The sequence below is a fragment of the Marinifilum sp. JC120 genome (genome assembly GCA_004923195.1).
Classification (GTDB): domain Bacteria; phylum Desulfobacterota; class Desulfovibrionia; order Desulfovibrionales; family Desulfovibrionaceae; genus Maridesulfovibrio.
In genome coordinates this window covers 515,026-530,540 of sequence record RDSB01000001.1, presented here as the reverse complement: position 1 = coordinate 530,540, position 15,515 = coordinate 515,026, and the positions used below count along the sequence as shown (strand labels likewise).

The 15,515-nt window shown below is 48.7% G+C and carries 14 protein-coding genes; 2 read left to right on the top strand and 12 right to left on the bottom strand.

Features of this window, described 5'->3' with window-relative positions; genetic code table 11:
- Window positions 1–184: 184 nt before the first annotated feature.
- Both D0S45_02495 and D0S45_02490 read right to left on the bottom strand, forming a co-directional pair.
- Window positions 185–985 carry a hypothetical protein gene (locus tag D0S45_02495; GenBank protein TIH20230.1) on the bottom strand — a complete coding sequence of 267 codons (801 nt, stop codon included), beginning with the start codon at window positions 983–985 and terminating at the stop codon, window positions 185–187.
- On the bottom strand, window positions 967–1,584 hold the full coding sequence (locus D0S45_02490; GenBank protein TIH20229.1) for a TetR family transcriptional regulator: 618 nt from the start codon (window positions 1,582–1,584) through the stop codon (window positions 967–969). Before D0S45_02490 ends, D0S45_02495 begins: the two co-directional genes overlap by 19 nt.
- Window positions 1,585–1,798: 214 nt before the next feature.
- Here D0S45_02490 and D0S45_02485 point away from each other — a divergent pair, with 214 nt between their 5' ends.
- Together D0S45_02485 and D0S45_02480 are read left to right on the top strand one after the other, a co-directional pair.
- Window positions 1,799–2,623, top strand: coding sequence for a hypothetical protein (locus tag D0S45_02485; GenBank protein TIH20228.1), 825 nt, complete (start codon window positions 1,799–1,801; stop codon window positions 2,621–2,623).
- Window positions 2,623–3,147, top strand: a complete 525-nt coding sequence (locus D0S45_02480; GenBank protein ID TIH20227.1) for a hypothetical protein — start codon at window positions 2,623–2,625, stop codon at window positions 3,145–3,147. Before D0S45_02485 ends, D0S45_02480 begins: the two co-directional genes overlap by 1 nt.
- 112 nt (window positions 3,148–3,259) lie before the next feature.
- On the opposite strand, the gene D0S45_02475 is transcribed toward D0S45_02480, so the two are convergent.
- The 10 genes from D0S45_02475 to D0S45_02430 all read right to left on the bottom strand — a co-directional run bounded on the left by D0S45_02475 (window position 3,260) and on the right by D0S45_02430 (window position 15,512).
- Entirely contained in the window at window positions 3,260–4,849 is a 1,590-nt protein-coding gene (locus D0S45_02475; protein TIH20226.1) for an alkaline phosphatase, read from the bottom strand.
- Between the two features lie 169 nt (window positions 4,850–5,018).
- Window positions 5,019–7,418, bottom strand: coding sequence for a phenylalanine--tRNA ligase subunit beta (locus D0S45_02470; GenBank protein ID TIH20225.1), 2,400 nt, complete (start codon window positions 7,416–7,418; stop codon window positions 5,019–5,021).
- Between the two features lie 32 nt (window positions 7,419–7,450).
- Entirely contained in the window at window positions 7,451–8,497 is a 1,047-nt protein-coding gene (locus D0S45_02465; GenBank protein ID TIH20224.1) for a phenylalanine--tRNA ligase subunit alpha, read from the bottom strand.
- 1 nt (window position 8,498) lies between these two features.
- Complete coding sequence (locus D0S45_02460; protein TIH20223.1) at window positions 8,499–8,852, bottom strand: 50S ribosomal protein L20; 354 nt, start codon at window positions 8,850–8,852, stop codon at window positions 8,499–8,501.
- Window positions 8,853–8,945: 93 nt separating this feature from the next.
- Complete coding sequence (locus D0S45_02455; protein TIH20222.1) at window positions 8,946–9,143, bottom strand: 50S ribosomal protein L35; 198 nt, start codon at window positions 9,141–9,143, stop codon at window positions 8,946–8,948.
- A gap of 43 nt (window positions 9,144–9,186) precedes the next feature.
- A complete protein-coding gene (locus tag D0S45_02450; protein TIH20221.1) occupies window positions 9,187–9,732 on the bottom strand; it encodes a translation initiation factor IF-3 in 546 nt (181 codons plus the stop codon).
- On the bottom strand, window positions 9,719–11,647 hold the full coding sequence (gene thrS / locus D0S45_02445) for a threonine--tRNA ligase (GenBank protein TIH20220.1): 1,929 nt from the start codon (window positions 11,645–11,647) through the stop codon (window positions 9,719–9,721). Before thrS ends, D0S45_02450 begins: the two co-directional genes overlap by 14 nt.
- A gap of 401 nt (window positions 11,648–12,048) precedes the next feature.
- A complete protein-coding gene (locus D0S45_02440) occupies window positions 12,049–12,318 on the bottom strand; it encodes a hypothetical protein (protein TIH20219.1) in 270 nt (89 codons plus the stop codon).
- On the bottom strand, window positions 12,251–13,504 hold the full coding sequence (locus D0S45_02435; protein ID TIH20218.1) for an MFS transporter: 1,254 nt from the start codon (window positions 13,502–13,504) through the stop codon (window positions 12,251–12,253). The genes D0S45_02440 and D0S45_02435 overlap by 68 nt, the downstream gene beginning before the upstream one ends.
- Before the next feature lie 331 nt (window positions 13,505–13,835).
- Window positions 13,836–15,512 (bottom strand): hypothetical protein, encoded by a 1,677-nt coding sequence (locus D0S45_02430; protein TIH20217.1) that lies wholly within the window; start codon window positions 15,510–15,512, stop codon window positions 13,836–13,838.
- Window positions 15,513–15,515: the final 3 nt, after the last annotated feature.

Sequence of the window (15,515 nt, the reverse complement as noted above, 5' to 3'; positions counted from 1 at the left end):
GGACGAAACTTTATGCAAAGGTAAATTGCAATTATATTCTAAAACAGGGTCAATTTGTCGTCGATTTTGGTGTTAGAAAAACGTTAGTTCTGTTATCATTAGCAAAAGGTGGGCCAAAATAATAAGAAATCCCCTGCTGAGATAACCTCAGCAGGGGATTTTAAATTCTATTTCTTAGTGAAGTTTAAAACTTCACGTACAACCGCATGCCCGACATGTAGAATTTGTTCTTCGGTTCCATGTAGGTTCCGGTGCTTACTGTGTCTTTCTCTGAGTCTTCAATGTGCCAGTAGCGGAAGTACGGTTCCATTCCCAGTGCGTAGTCATCAAAGTCGTACTCAAGAAATGCGGAGACTCGTCCACCGCCACCGGAAGCAAATTTCTGCGTGTTGTTGACGTCTTCGTAATTGGGCCCGACATCAGAAAGTTTGCTTTTAACCTTTCCGCCCAGCAGCAAATCGCCTTCCAGCGTGCCGCCGATGGACCAGCCTTCATCCAGTTTGGTGATTATATTTACACCTACAGGCAGGTAAAGCTGTTTGATCTGGCGTTCGTAACCGCCAGTGGCTTTAATGTCGTCATTCCAATAGCGGGCAGCTATGCCAAGATAGGGGGTTATCCCTGTGTGACCATAGTCGATACCCATGCCGATAGTTGCGCGTCCGCTAATGAAGTAATCGTCAGTGTCGCATTTGAGCGGTGTGCCGTCGCTATATTTGCCGCTGTATCTAAGTGAGCCGGCAAGGCCTTCAAGCTCGGCATTAACCATGATGTTATAGTCGGTAAAATATCCGGTCCACGATCCGAATCCGCCGTTGAGGATGCCTTTTTCATGCATTACGTTAGGTTCATCGTAATACATGTACATGCCTTCATACCCCAGTTTGAATTCGCTGGTGGGGAAAAGCTCTTTATCTGCTGCAAAAGCGGAAGTGGAAAGAAGCAGTAGGCCTGTGATGAATATGATTAATTTTCTTTTAAACATGAGTGCATGAACATTTCGATTAAAGAGTCTGATTCAGCGTCAATATTAACTTCTTCCGGGAAAAACTGAGAGTATTGGGCCAGACCGAGCAAAATTGAAAAATACTGGGCGGCGGCAACTTTGGGTTTAAGCTCTTTTCTGAAAACACCGTCTTTTTGGCCCTGTTCGATGATTTTTTCGGTTCTCTTCAGAAATTTGTATTCGTATTCCCTGAATTTTAATTTGAAGGGCATGAGTTCTTCAGACCATTCAGTCTTGTTGAACATGATGCCGAATGCTGCGCGAAAATTTTCTTCTGTACCGGCATGGCTGATCCAGACCCGCATCAGGCTTTCCAGCATTTCCTTGGGTTCGAGTTTTTCTTCAAATCTGCTGAAGAGCAAATCCCGGACAGGCATAAATGCGTAATCAAAAAGTTTTTCAAAGAGATCGGTTTTGTTTTTAAAATGCCAGTAAACCGCTCCGCGGGTAACTCCGGCGTCTTCAGCGATATCCTGCAATGTGGTTTTTGCATATCCTTTTTCGTTGAATACCTTGAAGGCTGAGGCAAGCAGGGCCTGCCGTGTTTTTTCTGCCTCTTCTTTGGTCTTTCTGGCCATGTCTGATCCTATTTTGCTTATTTTCTCATTAATTTAGCTTCTTCGCGTAACTTCATCTTATTACAACCTGAGTGCTGGAAAGTCCAGACGTGTATGTAAAGCGGGAAAATCAGCGATATGTATCGCAGTCTTCGGTGATACCGGTCAGGTAAAAAATTATTTTCTGTCAAAATAGCGTTAGTTTATGACTTGAAGCCTTTTGCTATCTGCGCGTATGTTTTACGTGACCTTTATATTTTTATATTTGGTGGTAATCATGAAAATTGTAGTTCCTTGTTCCGAGCCTGATTTAGATGCAAAGGTGGCCCCTAAGCTGGGTACAGCCGCACACATATTGATAATTGAAACTGAAGATATGTCTTTTGAGGTAAAGGAAGGGCCGCCGCCATCATCCGGTCCGGGGGCCGGGGTAGCGATTATTTCACTGGCTGTCAGTAATGGGGCTGAAGCATTGCTGGTAGGGTATGTGGCTCCGCACATAGTAGGTGCTATGAAGGGCAAAGGGCTCGAAATCATAACCGGAGTAAAAGGCTGTGTCCGTGAGGCTGTGGCAGACTATCTCGAATCTACGGGGCTCAGTAGCGACGGTCCGATTGTAGAGTCTAGAGCATCGTCTGAGCGGGAACTCTGGGAAATTGCCATGCAAAAGGGATTGCGGCAGTTTTATCAGCTTCTGCCAAAGCTAATCGGGGTTATCTTGTTGCTGGGGTTGTTTCGCGGTTTTGTCTCTGAGGCAACTTTGCTGTCTATGTTTTCCGGTTCAGTTTTAAAGGATTCAATTTTAGGGGCGGCCCTTGGTAGTGTGTTGGTAGGGAATCCGGTTAACAGTTACGTGATCGGTGACAGCCTGCTCAGTGCCGGGGTGAAGCAGTCCGGCGTTATTGCCTTGATGATGGCCTGGGTTACTGTCGGCCTGATCCAACTGCCTGCTGAATCTGCCGCACTAGGAAGTCGGTTCGCAATCGTGCGCAATTTGTGCGGTTTTGTAATGGCGATATTAATGGCTCTGACTGTTTCTGTTTGTGGAGGGCTGTTGTGATGTCCGCTATGAAAATCATTTGGAAACACATAAAACCATGGGTTTTCCCGTTGGGTGTAATCTGTATTTACGGTCTCTGTCAGTTGCATTATCCTCAATCTACTGCCCGTGCAATTGAAGTCTCCAAGACGCTTTTTACTCAACTCGGATTGCCTATATGCATTGTGCTGGTCATGATGACGCTCATTAACCGCTATTTAAATCCGGCATCTGTAGCCCGGTTTCTCGGCAACAAGACTGGAATCAAGGGAGTTTTTCTTTCCGGGCTGGCGGGCATCATCTCAATGGGACCAATCTACGCATGGTATCCGTTATTCAAGGATTTGAAAGAGAAGGGCGCATCCATATTCATCATCGCCAACTTCATTGGTTGCCGTTCTGTTAAGCCAGTCCTCCTGCCTATAATGCTGGCCTATTTCGGCTGGCAGTTTTCCACGGCATTTGTGTTGATAAATTTGGTCGGGGCGATGGGGACGGCTTATTTGGTGGCAATGTTCTGCCCGGTATCAAGCCCGTCTAGCTGATCAACCATGGCGGACAGTCGGAAAATAAAGTAAGCTGTATTGTTCTTTAGAACAGAAAAACGAAACCGCAATGTTGGTATACATACCAACATTGCGGTTATTCTTTTCAATTCTACGGGGTGTTGTTAATTTTTTCTATTTCATAAACGGTGGTGGTGCCGCTTACTTCACTGCCGACGATTACAAGGGGTTTGCCGCTGGGGCTGTCAGCTGCGGAAACGAAACAAAGACCTTCAGGGCCGAGGTCTCCGGCTTCTTTACTTTTTACGTCCTTGCTGAAATCACGGTTCAACTCATACTGTACGAATGTGGGGTTCTTCGGGTCGGTGATGTCGTAGACCATGATTCCACCGATGCGTTCGAGTCCGACAAAAGCATAGGCTCTGCCGTCTATTTCACCGACTGTGACACCTTCAGGTTCCGGGCCTTTGTCGTCGCTGCGGTCATCCATTTCATTATCGTCATTTGAAGCGTTGAAGCCTTCAGGAACCGTTTTGGCGGTAATTTTCTCGAAATCATCGCCGGAATCATAAACCAGTTTTCCATCCTCGGAGTAGATGGAGAAGGAGCGCGCACCGAAAGCTACCAGACGGTCTAAATCTCCGTCACCGTCGGTATCGGAAAGATCCTTGATCACTTTGAGACGGCCAAGATTTTTCTTTTCCTGAAGTTCTGCCGCATTGGGGAAGGCCTTTGCATCGAGCTTGGCTTTGCCTGCGCGGACTTCATCTACGTATGAAATGTGATCGTCATCTTCGCCGTACTCGCGTCCGTCACCTTCGTTAGCGGTGACAATATAAGTTTTACCACCGGCTTTATAAGAGGCGATGGAGTCGGGCATGTAACAACCGAACACCTGCCAAGATTTAAGCATGATACCACCATCTTTGTTACTGGCATCGAAAACATTTTTATGAGCAGCCCAGTCTTTAAGCCCCAGAGGAAAAATGTCTTTGATTTTACCGGATGCAATATCAATTACAGCAATGGCGTTATTTTCCTGCAGGGAAACGAAGACGGTTTTGGAGTCTGGAGAAACAGCCAGATATTCAGGTTCAAGGTCCTGAGCTACAGTAGCCTTGGGATGGGAGATGCGGACACCTTTTTTCTGAAGTTCAGTTTTTTTTGAGTTGTAACCGTCAAAGCGGACCTGTTTTACGACTGCTTTCTTCAGCCCTTTGGAAATATTAATAATAGTCACGGAACCTTCAGGGTCATTGTCATACTTGTCGTTAGGCTCACCTTCGTTGGCGGAAATGATGTGTTTACCATCGGGGGTAAAGGTAACCATGTCGGGCAATGCTCCGGCAGGAAAGACGGCCTTTACGTCACCAGCTGTATTCATGACCACGATTTTACCGGTATTCTGCTTGGGGGTAGCTTCGACAGCCGCGGCCACAAGACCTTTTTTTACAGCAACGCTGTTAGCGCCCTTGCCGTATTTTTTTACACTGATGGAGTCGACCAGAGCGGGCTTGTTTACATTGCTAATATTCAAAATATCAATGGCTTTGCTGTCGCCGTTGACAACAAAAGCCTGCATGCTGGCAGGATCAAAGCTGACAATTTCAGCGGCGGATTCGTCAAAAGCACCGGTGTGATAAGTTCCGGCCTTAACCAGTTTGATTCCTGCCGCGCTGCAAATTCCGGCAGTGGCGGTTAAAGACGCGGCACAGAGCAGTGCGATAAAAGTTTTTTTCATGATTTCTCCTGAGTTGTCTGAGTGTAGGGATTATTAGCGAACATTAGATTCAAATTAAATTAACAGTCTAATGTTACGTAAAAGAGGAGAATCATGTACAATTTATAATCAAAAAAGGCCCGGCTGAACATGTTCAGCCGGGCCTTTTAAATTAGTCAGTATCAGAAGACTAGAAACGTACAGGCAGGGACTTTTCAAGTCCTGCGAGCACCTTCTTGTGCTCTTTGTCTACAGCTTTGTCGGTCAGGGTTTTCTGGCCGTGGCGGTAGGTGATGCGGAAGGAGAGGTTGCGCTCATCTTCCTGTCCTTCGGGTACGAAGACATTGACCAGTTCAACTGATTCAATCAGCGGCAGTCTGAGGCCGAGGATCGCTTCCTTGATTGTTTCCGCGTGCAGGGAAACGGGACCGATTGCGGTCACGTCACGTCTGGACGGCGGGAATACCGGCAGTGTTTCGAATTTGATCTCGTGTGCCATGACGATCTCGCGCAGCAGGTCGGCGTTGAGGTCGGCCATCCAAACCTCTTTCTTGGCGTGGTACTTGTCGGCAATATCTGCCTTGACCATGCCCATGAAACCGATTTTCTGCTCACCGAGAGTGATGTTCACACAAGGCTCGAGGTAGCTGTGATCTTCAGCAAGGGAGAAGGTTGCTTCGCCCAGTTTGAGATCGTGCAGCAGGTGTTCAACAAGGCCTTTTACATCCATGTAGTCGGCATCGCCCTGTTCGTTAGGCCATTCGGCACCTGAACGGGGACCGTTAAGCATGATGCCCAGACGGGTCTGCTCGCGGGTTTCGGTGTCGGAAGTTTCGTCTTTGATGAACTTCTTGGCAATTTCGAACACCCGGATGTGGGTGTTGCCCTGTGCGAGGTTGTGACGCACGGTGTTGAGCAGGCCGGGAGCCAGCTCGGTACGCATGACGTTCTGGTCTTCGCTAAGGGGGTTGGCGATGTTCACACGGCCTTCTTTGGGAAGGCCCAGCAGGTCGAGATCATCATCACCTACGAAGCTGTAGTTGATGGCTTCGTGCAGACCGACACCACGACCCCAGTTCTTAATACGGCGGTAAAAGCCGTAAGGGGTTTCCGCAATAACGGAAGCGTCAAAGGTCTTGGAGATGCGGGGCAGTACGGAAGGAATCTTATCCATGCCGAAGTAGCGGGCTACTTCTTCGTACAGATCGGCCTCGCGTTCGAGGTCCAGTCTGTAGGAGGGAGTGGATACTTTCCAGCAATCCGCATCATTATCGTTAACTTCCAGTCCCATGAGGGAGAAAGCTTTTTTACTGAATTCAGGCTCAAGGTTCAGACCAAGCCAGCTGTTGCAGCGTTTGTGGCGGTAATCGTGGGTACGGTCCTGCCAAGGCTTGGGTTCGTTCTTAGCCACGCCGGAAACAATTTTTGCACCGGACAGTTCACTCATGAGCTGAGCTGCACGGTCCATGGCAAAGGTATTCATCTGCTGGTCCACGCCGCGTTCGAAGCGGTAGGAAGCTTCAGAAGGCAGTGCCAGACGGCGGGCGGTCTTGCGCACGAGGCCGGGGCGGAACACAGCGGATTCGAGGACCACGTTGGTGGAGCCGTCGTGAATCTCGGAGTTCATGCCGCCCATAACGCCTGCAAGTGCTACCGGACGTTCAGCATCCCAGATAAGCAGGTCGGAGCCTATAAGCTTACGTTCCTGTTCATCAAGAGTGGTGAATTTGGTTCCTTCGGGAGCAAGGCCTACGCGGATTTTGTCGCCCTTGAGCAGGTCTGCGTCAAAGGAGTGCAGGGGCTGGCCAAGTTCGAAAAGAACGTAGTTGGTCACGTCAACAATGTTGCTGATGGGACGTACGCCTACGGAAAGGAGACGGTAACGCATCCAATCCGGGGAAGGTGCGATCTTTGCGCCTTGCAGGATTCTGGCCTGGTAAAGCGGGCAGAGGTCGGGATCGTCGATTTCAATTCCCAGCATATCTGCCGCATTGCCACCGTTCTCAACAAGGTTGAGTTTAGGCATGTTGATGGGCAGGTCGAATGCCAGCGAGGCTTCACGGGCGATACCGAGCATGGATAGGCAGTCAGCACGGTTGGGGGTAATCCCCAGATCCATGACTGTATCTTCCATGTTCATGGCTTCGGTGAATTTCGCGCCGGGAGTAAGTCCCTCGGGCAGGATCATGATGCCGTCGTGCTCTTCGGAGAGTTCCAGTTCGCGCTCGGAGCAGATCATGCCGTGGGATTTAACGCCGCGAAGTTTTGCCTTCTTGATTTTGAAATCACCGGGCATGGTCACGCCGACTTTGGCCACAGGCACGTTTATGCCTTTGGTTACGTTGGGTGCGCCGCAAACGATATCAAGAAGATCGCCGTCACCGACGTCTACTTTACAAACAGACAGTTTGTCGGCCTCGGGGTGCTTGTCGCACTCCACAACATGCCCGACGACGATGTCTTTAATTGCTTCAAAAGGATTGAAAATTTCTTCAAGCTCAAGGCCGAGCATGGTCAGCCTGTCGCCAAGCTCCTGAATTTCGCCCTCATAAGGAACGAAATCCCGCAGCCATTGCATGCTTAAAAGCATTTAAGCCTCCAGCAGTATTTACTGCGTATATATTAGGAAAACTGTTCGAGGAATCGGATGTCGTTTTCAAAGAACATGCGCAGGTCGCCGATGCCGTATTTGAGCATGGCTACGCGTTCAATGCCGAGTCCGAATGCGAAACCGGAGTATTTTTCGGTGTCGTAATCAACTGCTTTCATTACGTTGGGGTCCATCATGCCGCAACCGAGGATTTCCACCCAACCGGTCTGCTTACATACACGGCAAGGCTTGCCGTCGATGGTTCCTTTGCCGCCGCACATTACGCAGGAGATATCAACTTCCGCGCTGGGTTCGGTAAAGGGAAAGAAGCTGGGGCGGAAACGTACGTCAGTCTTAGGTCCGAATAGCTGGTGGACGAATGCGGTCAAGGTTCCCCTGAGGTCCGCCATGCTGACGTTCTGGTCAACCAGAAAACCTTCAATCTGGTGGAACATGGGGGTATGGGTCAGGTCGGAATCCCTGCGGTAAACCTTACCCGGTGCGATTGCTGCCAGCGGAGGATTTCTGTCCTTCATGGTGCGGATCTGCAAGGGGGAGGTGTGGGTGCGTAGCAGGATGGACTCTGAGATGTACAGGGTGTCCTGCATGTCGCGCGCGGGGTGTTCCGGCGGAATGTTCAGTGCTTCGAAGTTGTACCAGTCGTTTTCAACTTCGGGTCCGGTTACGACTTCAAATCCCAGCCCGATAAATACGTCACAGATCTCGTCCATGACGAGGGTGACCGGGTGGAGCGAACCTTCAGCTGGTTTGCGTCCGGGCATGGTGGGGTCGAAACGGGACAGGCTCTCAGCGGTGGCGGCTTTTTCAAGCTGGCTCTGCTTTCCCTCGATGAGCTCGGTGAGAGTGGCCTTTACTTCATTGGCTTTTTTACCTGCAACAGGTTTGTCTTCGTTAGGAAGTGCGGGCAGACCGGACATGATTTTAGCAACACGGCCCTTGCGGCCGAGCATGTCGATTTTAATGCCTTCCAGTTCAGACAAAGAAGCCTGATCCAGGCGTGCTTCGCACTCCGGGACCAGGCCTTCAAGTTCCTGTAACAGGGACTTTACGTCCGACACTTTAGCTAACCTGAGCTTTAGCGGTCTCGACGACTTTAGCGAATGCAGGAGCATCGTTAACAGCGAGGTCGGCGAGAACTTTACGGTTCAGAGCAACACCGGCGAGGGAGAGGCCGTGAATAAGACGGCTGTAAGACAGACCGTTCAGGCGTGCTGCTGCGTTAATGCGCTGAATCCAGAGTTTACGCATGTCGCGTTTGCGCAGCTTACGACCAACGTAAGCCATGCAGAGTGAACGCTCAACGCGCTCTCTGGCGGTGCGGTAAAGGGTTGATCCGGAACCACGGAAACCCTTGGCCATTTTTAAATATTTTTTGTGACGCTTCTTAGCGGCTACACCACGTTTTACTCTCATGTTATTCCTCCTGGGGAATGTATCTAAAACCAGCCACGAACGTAGTTCCGTGGACAGGAGTGTTCTTTAATAATAATTCTTAACAAATCGCAATTAAGCGTAGGGAAGCATACGTTTGACCTGGCCGATGTTGGCGCTGTCAACTGTAGTGCTCTGACCCAGTCTGCTTTTGCGTTTTGCGTTCTTCTTAGTCAGGATATGACGCAGACCCTGACGACGACGTTTGAATTTTCCACTACCAGTCTTGGAGAAACGCTTAGCAGCGCCTCTTCTAGTCTTCATTTTAGGCATTTTATCCTCCTAGGGAATACCAGCTGTTAAGCTGGCAAAGACCTTATTTTTTAATAGGAGCCAACATCATGTTCATGGTGCGGCCTTCGGACCTTGGGGCTTGCTCCATCTTGGCAATCTCCATGGTATCCTCTTTGACTCGCTCCAGAACAGTTAACCCTCTGTCCTTATGGACAATTTCTCGGCCCCTGAAAAATATAGTGACTTTGCACCTATCGCCGCCTTCGAGAAACCGACGGATGTGCTTGAGCTTTGTCTGGTAATCGTGCTCGTCTGTCTTGGGGCGAAACTTGACTTCCTTGATCTGGATTACAGTCTGCTTCTTTTTGGCTTCCTGCTTACGCTTCTGCTGCTGATATTTGAACTTACCATAGTCCATAATCTTGCAAACAGGCGGATCAGCCTTTTCTGCAACTTCAACCAAATCAAGACCCCGGTCCTGTGCGATTTCAAGGGCTTCACGTGTGGGAAGTTCTCCCAACTGATTGCCTTCGTCGTCAATAACCATGACCCTGGGAACTCTAATGCGCTCGTTTCGGCGGGCACCGTCATCCCTGCGATAGGGACGCCTGTCTCTATGAAAAGCTATAGCTCATGCCTCCGCGTTTGAATGGTTCGTTAATGGCGGTCGAAATAAGCTCTGCCGCGTCTTCAATAGACTTAAGTCCGGGGTCTTCCCCGTCGCGGGCCCTTACATTGACCGATTCCGCAGCGACTTCTTTGTCGCCAATTACTAACATGAACGGGATTTTATCAAGCTGGGCCTCCCGAACTTTGTAGCCCAGTTTCTCATTGCGATGATCAACCTCGGCACGAATGCCCTTTTCTTGCAGAAACTGCAAGACTTTTTGTGCAAATTCGTTCTGAGAGTCGGTAACAGTGAGAATTTTTGCCTGAACAGGGGATAGCCATGCAGGCAGTGCGCCACCGGTATGTTCAAGTAGAACTCCGATGAAACGTTCGATGGAACCGAGGATTACCCGGTGGAGCATTACAGGTCTGTGACGCTCACCATCTTCGCCCACATAGCTTAAGTCAAACCGCTCTGGCAAGGTAAAGTCACACTGGATTGTAGCACATTGCCAGCGACGTTCAAGTGCATCTTTAATAATAATATCAATTTTGGGACCGTAGAAAGCACCGTCGCCTTCATTGATTGAGTATTCCATACCCATTTCATTGAGTGCGTCTTCAAGTGCGTTGGTTGCTCTGTCCCAATCTTCATCAGAGCCGATGGCCTTTTCAGGCTTGGTGCTGACTTCCGCTTCGTATTCAAATCCGAATAGATCCATCACATCGCCGACGAATTTTGCAACTCCGATAATTTCGTCTCTGAGCTGATCAGGGCGGCAGATGAGGTGGGCATCATCCTGAGTGAATGAGCGCACGCGGAGTAAACCGTGCAGCACTCCGGATTTTTCATGGCGGTGGACCACACCCAGCTCAAAATAACGCTGGGGCATGTCGCGGTAGCTGCGCAGTCTGGATTTGAATACCAGCATGTGAGAGAGACAGTTCATGGGCTTGATGCCGTAGGACTGCTCATCAATCTCAGTGAAATACATGTTCTCGCGGTAGTTGTCGTAGTGGCCTGATTTTTCCCAAAGCTCGCGCTTGAGAATGAGTGGGCCCTGTACGAACTGGTAACCGCGTTTGAGGTGTTCCTTGCGTTCAAAGTCTTCAAGGATGGCCCGGACCAGTGCTCCTTTAGGATGCCAGATGATCATACCCGCACCCACTTCAGGGCTGACGGAAAAGAGATCAAGCTGAGTTCCCAGTTTGCGGTGGTCGCGTTTTTTAGCTTCTTCAAGCTGGGCAAGATGTTTTTTCAGCGACTTGGGATCGGGGAAAGCGGTTCCGTAAATACGCTGCAACTGCTGGCGGTTTTCATCGCCGCGCCAGTATGCACCTGCGACGGAGAGCAGCTTGAAAGCCTTAAGCATGCCTGTGCGGGCCACGTGGGGGCCACGGCAGAGATCTGCAAATTCACCGTTGGTGTATACGGAAACTGTTTCTTCGCCCAAGTCGTTGATCAGTTCGATCTTGTAATCTTCGCCCATTCCTTCGAACTTTTTAAGTGCATCTGCGCTGGAAAGCACTTCGCAGGTAAATTCTTCGTTGGCACCCACACGGCGCAGCATTTCGGCTTCGATGGCCTCCAGATCTTCAGGAGTGAAGGGGCGTTCGTAATCGAAGTCATAGTAGAAGCCGCTGGCAATGGAGGGGCCGATGGTTACTTTGGCTGTGGGGAAGAGCTTCTTCACTGCTTCAGCCATAAGGTGTGCAGTGGAGTGGCGGATTACTTCCAGACCTTCTACGGAGTCAGCCATTACCGGCTCAAGGTCGGTACAGTCGGCAGGCACGGTGGTGGTGAGGTCAAGAAGCGTTTCGCCACTTTTGGCAACTACAACGTTCTTGAACTGCTTCTTGGACAAGGCCTCTTTGAGGACCTCGCCGCAAAGCGCACCCTGCTGAACCTCAAGTTCTTTACCTGCAACTTGCATAATCCATTCTCTCTTTGCGGAAAAATTGTTAAATGCCCGGCAAGCCGGACAAGCATAAAAATGTCGTCGCGGGGATAATAATGTTGCCCTTGCAACTCACTATTATCCTTGAATTCATAAAAGGCGAAGACCTAGTACATCATAAAGAGCGCGCAATAATATTACTGCACGAAAGGCGGTATATTTAGCTGACAAATGATGGGAAGTCAAGCTGGATAGCGCATTAACCGTCTATTTTCGCGTATTTATTGTGATTAGGGAGGTGGGAATATGTATGAAGAGATGTAACTGCATTTAGCTCAGCTTGCGAATTGCGGAATGAGCTTATTTTCCTGTCTGGATTTGAACACGCCCGTCTTTACCAAAAGACGAGCGTGTTCAGCGGTCCGTGACTTAACATCTTAAAGTTCTGTCAGGTTATGGGAGTCCTCACTTGTCAAATCAAGTTCATATATCTTTTTTAGGTCTTGTATGCGTTGCAGGTTGTTTTCATTGAAAGGGGGTTTGCCGTCAAAGGAATGGAGCACGATACCTTCAATTAGGTCCCCTAGGCTTATGTCATGGTATTCAGCAAGTCCTTTTAGAACCTTAAGCAGTCTTTTTTCAAGTCTCACCCCGGTTTGAACCCGATGCACCTTCCGTGCTTCGGGCGCTGCATTTTTCCGTGTCATGTCTTTCCTCCTTGAATAGAACAAAAGCGATCAGGCCTAGTACTGTCAAGGCAAATCCTGAAATTGGAAGAAGATTTGAGTAGTCAGTGTAGTCCAACAGCAGTCCGAATATTATCATTGCTGCGGGGATTGACGCGTTTCCGATTGTTGACGCCACAGCAAAGATTCGTCCACCATAAGTGTTGTCAACATAGGTCTGAAGTATGGTCTTGAAGGAAACTGCGGCTCTGATCATTGCTGCTCCCCAAAGGAAGAAGCAAACAGCATAGCCTGCTGTTGCCATCTTGTTTGCGGGTGAAATAAACCATGTAAGAATCTGAACACCTCCCATAGCTATAACGGATGAAAATAAAGTGTTTTTCTCTTTTCCTGAAATTGTAAAACGACTGAGTATTAGGGACATTACAAGAATTCCCGCACCTAATGCCGCCTGAAATGCTCCCAGTGCCTGAGGTCCGTTTTCTGTGTGTTGGGCAATGATCGGCATGAAAACTTCTATGCCACCTACGAAGAAGTGAATGAGCATCACTAGGAACAGTACTATCAGCAGTGATCTGCTGCTGAAAAGGTATGAGTATCCGTCTATTAAGTCTCTCTTAAAACTTCCTTTGAATTTCTCTTTCGAGATTTTAGGAATCCTGATCAGGGATTCAAATCCCGCTGAGATTAGAAATGAGATGCCGTCTAGCGCAAATACCCACACATACCCGAGTGCGCCCACTGCAACACCTCCCAAGATAGCTCCACCGATCATGGCAAAGCTGTATACGCTCTGGTGCAAGGCATTGGCTTTGCTTAATTGTTTTTTTTTTACGATCTGGGGAATAATCGATGGAATTGCGGGATCAAAGAAAGCCGCATTAATGGACAAGATCACTTGCAGGATCAGAATCAGGTAAAAGTTCATCTGTCCCGAGGCCATCATCCATGCAAAAATCAATAGAACCAGTCCGCGGATTATATCTGTGCCGACGATGATAATCTTCCTTGGATAGCGGTCAATGACGACACCTGAAAACAAGCCCAGTATAAGGCCCGGGATCATTGAGGCTGCCAGTACTGTACCCATTTTTGCTGATGATCCGGTAGTCTCCAGTACCCATAACGCCAATGCAATCATATGAAATTTGTCGCCTACCTGTGAAACAAGTTGCCCACCTAAAAGCAGCTTAAAGTCTCTGTTCATGTCTTTTAATCCTTGAAAAATGTTAATAATAAGGTGTTTTTGGTAACATGTTACCGTGGTAACATCAACTGATTGTTGATTTCGAGCAGAGAATTAATGTGCTAGGTAACTATGTTTTAACTGGTAATATTTAAAAAATGATGGACTGAATTTTCAATTGCATAAAAAAAGCTCAGGATACGAAGAACGCATCCTGAGCTTTAATTATTAATATTTAACTAACTGAATCAATTTTACTTTTTTACGTCCCGTTGAACTTCTTGCAACTCGGCCTTCTAGGAAAGTGAATAGGGAATTATCTCATACTTATATTCGTATGCCGTTAACAGAACTATACGGATTCGGTTCCTGTCTTTGTAGGCCACTGGAACCCATTAGGCAGAGCCTTGTAGGTGACCAGTTCAGCTGTCAGCATGTCATGCAGCTTCTGCATCCGGACAAGGTTGGCTTTTTTTCGTGATCCCCAAGCCAGATTGATCATCTGTCCCGGATCATCGCTCAGATTGTACAACTCATACTCAAGTTTGCTGCCTTTATTTGTGAAGTATACAGCGTACATCCAGTTCTTGTAACGGATGCTGCGGATTTTCCCCGGTATTGTCTCATAGACATTGTTTATCCCGAGAAGTCCTTCAAAGAGTGATTCACAGTCCTCAGTGAAGAACATTATCCGGTCTCGTACGCTAGTCTTGGGATCGTCCATTACTGGAACAAGTGACTTGCCAAGGATGCCCGCTTTCTTCAGCTCTTCAGGAGTAGCGGCTCCGGTCAGTTCAGACACGGTGGGAACCAGATCGATCAGGCTTGAGAAGGATTCGGTTTTCTTTCCTTTTGGAAAAAGTTTCGGATTGGAGATGATTAGCGGGACATTGATGGTTTCCTGATAGCTGTTGACTCCTTTCTGGATCATTTGGTGGGACCAGCTTTGCTCTCCATGGTCTGCGAAACGGAAAATGACGGTATCCTCTGTGAGTCCCTTTTCTTCGAGTTTATCCAGAACTGCTGAAATCTGTTTGTCGACCACTCTATGCAGGTGGGCATAGAAGCGGCAGAATCCTACGCGGTCTTTTTTCGTGGGACAGCTGGATACCTTGTCGCAGAGTTTTTGGTATTCCTTTTGAGCGGACGGTTTTTCATCCAGATTGTCATTATAGTTTGGCGGCAGGTTGATTTCCGTGAGATCTGCATAGTCTTCCTTGGGGTAACCCCATTTACCCTGATCGGGCCAAGCACTGATGTCGTGCGGGTTGCCGAAGGAGGCGACCATTAGAAAAGGTTTGTCTCTTTCTGGATCATGGTTGTCCAGATATTCGAAAATAGTCTCGCCCTTGGTTATGGCGGGTGTCATGCGGTTGTAAGTATCCGGTACTCCATCAACAAAGCGCTGGTCGTTGCTTGGAGTTCCCCCGCCGATCCATGGGTTGCCGCCGATGTCTACTGCACAATCCGGTGGATTCCAGCGGTGGGCACTGTAGTTGTCCGAGGCCCATTTGATATCGTAGCTGGTGAAATTGTCTGTGGAAGGATTGCTCTGCGGGGTGAATAGATGCATTTTGCCTTTATAAGCTACGTCGTATCCGGCTTCTTCTACCAACTTGAATATATTGGTGATATCACTGCTTAGAGGAGGCTTGGGCGGAACCTGTGTTACGCCGTGAACACTTGGATAAACACCGGTCAGGAAGCTTGCACGGCTGGGAGAACATGCAGATGCTGCCGTAAAGTTGTTGGTAAAAGTCACGCCGTTCTGCTGCAAACGCGCCATACTGGGCATATGTTCTTCAATCCATCCAGTGGGCCAGTGCTGGGACTGCCGTTGCTGATCGGTGATGATCAGCATGATGTTGGGGCGTTTCTTCCCGGTCTTTTTTGCTGAGGTTTTTTTTTCGCCTTTGCTTGTGGATTTTGCCGAGGCTACTTTGGTGTCAGCCAGCACGCCGGAGGCCACAGCCCCTGCCGTGAGTGCAAGTCCGTCTTTCAAGAATTCACGCCGTGTTTTTTCTTTCATTGC

Excerpts from the sequence above, each read along its gene's own strand:
- D0S45_02495 (TIH20230.1), bottom strand. The coding sequence starts at position 985 with ATGTTTAAAAGAAAATTAATCATATTCATCACAGGCCTACTGCTTCTT.
- D0S45_02490 (TIH20229.1), bottom strand. The coding sequence starts at position 1,584 with ATGGCCAGAAAGACCAAAGAAGAGGCAGAAAAAACACGGCAGGCCCTG.
- D0S45_02485 (TIH20228.1), top strand. The coding sequence starts at position 1,799 with ATGTTTTACGTGACCTTTATATTTTTATATTTGGTGGTAATCATGAAA.
- D0S45_02480 (TIH20227.1), top strand. The coding sequence starts at position 2,623 with ATGTCCGCTATGAAAATCATTTGGAAACACATAAAACCATGGGTTTTC.
- D0S45_02475 (TIH20226.1), bottom strand. The coding sequence starts at position 4,849 with ATGAAAAAAACTTTTATCGCACTGCTCTGTGCCGCGTCTTTAACCGCC.
- D0S45_02470 (TIH20225.1), bottom strand. The coding sequence starts at position 7,418 with ATGCTTTTAAGCATGCAATGGCTGCGGGATTTCGTTCCTTATGAGGGC.
- D0S45_02460 (TIH20223.1), bottom strand. The coding sequence starts at position 8,852 with ATGAGAGTAAAACGTGGTGTAGCCGCTAAGAAGCGTCACAAAAAATAT.
- D0S45_02455 (TIH20222.1), bottom strand. The coding sequence starts at position 9,143 with ATGCCTAAAATGAAGACTAGAAGAGGCGCTGCTAAGCGTTTCTCCAAG.
- thrS (TIH20220.1), bottom strand. The coding sequence starts at position 11,647 with ATGCAAGTTGCAGGTAAAGAACTTGAGGTTCAGCAGGGTGCGCTTTGC.
- D0S45_02440 (TIH20219.1), bottom strand. The coding sequence starts at position 12,318 with ATGACACGGAAAAATGCAGCGCCCGAAGCACGGAAGGTGCATCGGGTT.
- D0S45_02435 (TIH20218.1), bottom strand. The coding sequence starts at position 13,504 with ATGAACAGAGACTTTAAGCTGCTTTTAGGTGGGCAACTTGTTTCACAG.
- D0S45_02430 (TIH20217.1), bottom strand. The coding sequence starts at position 15,512 with ATGAAAGAAAAAACACGGCGTGAATTCTTGAAAGACGGACTTGCACTC.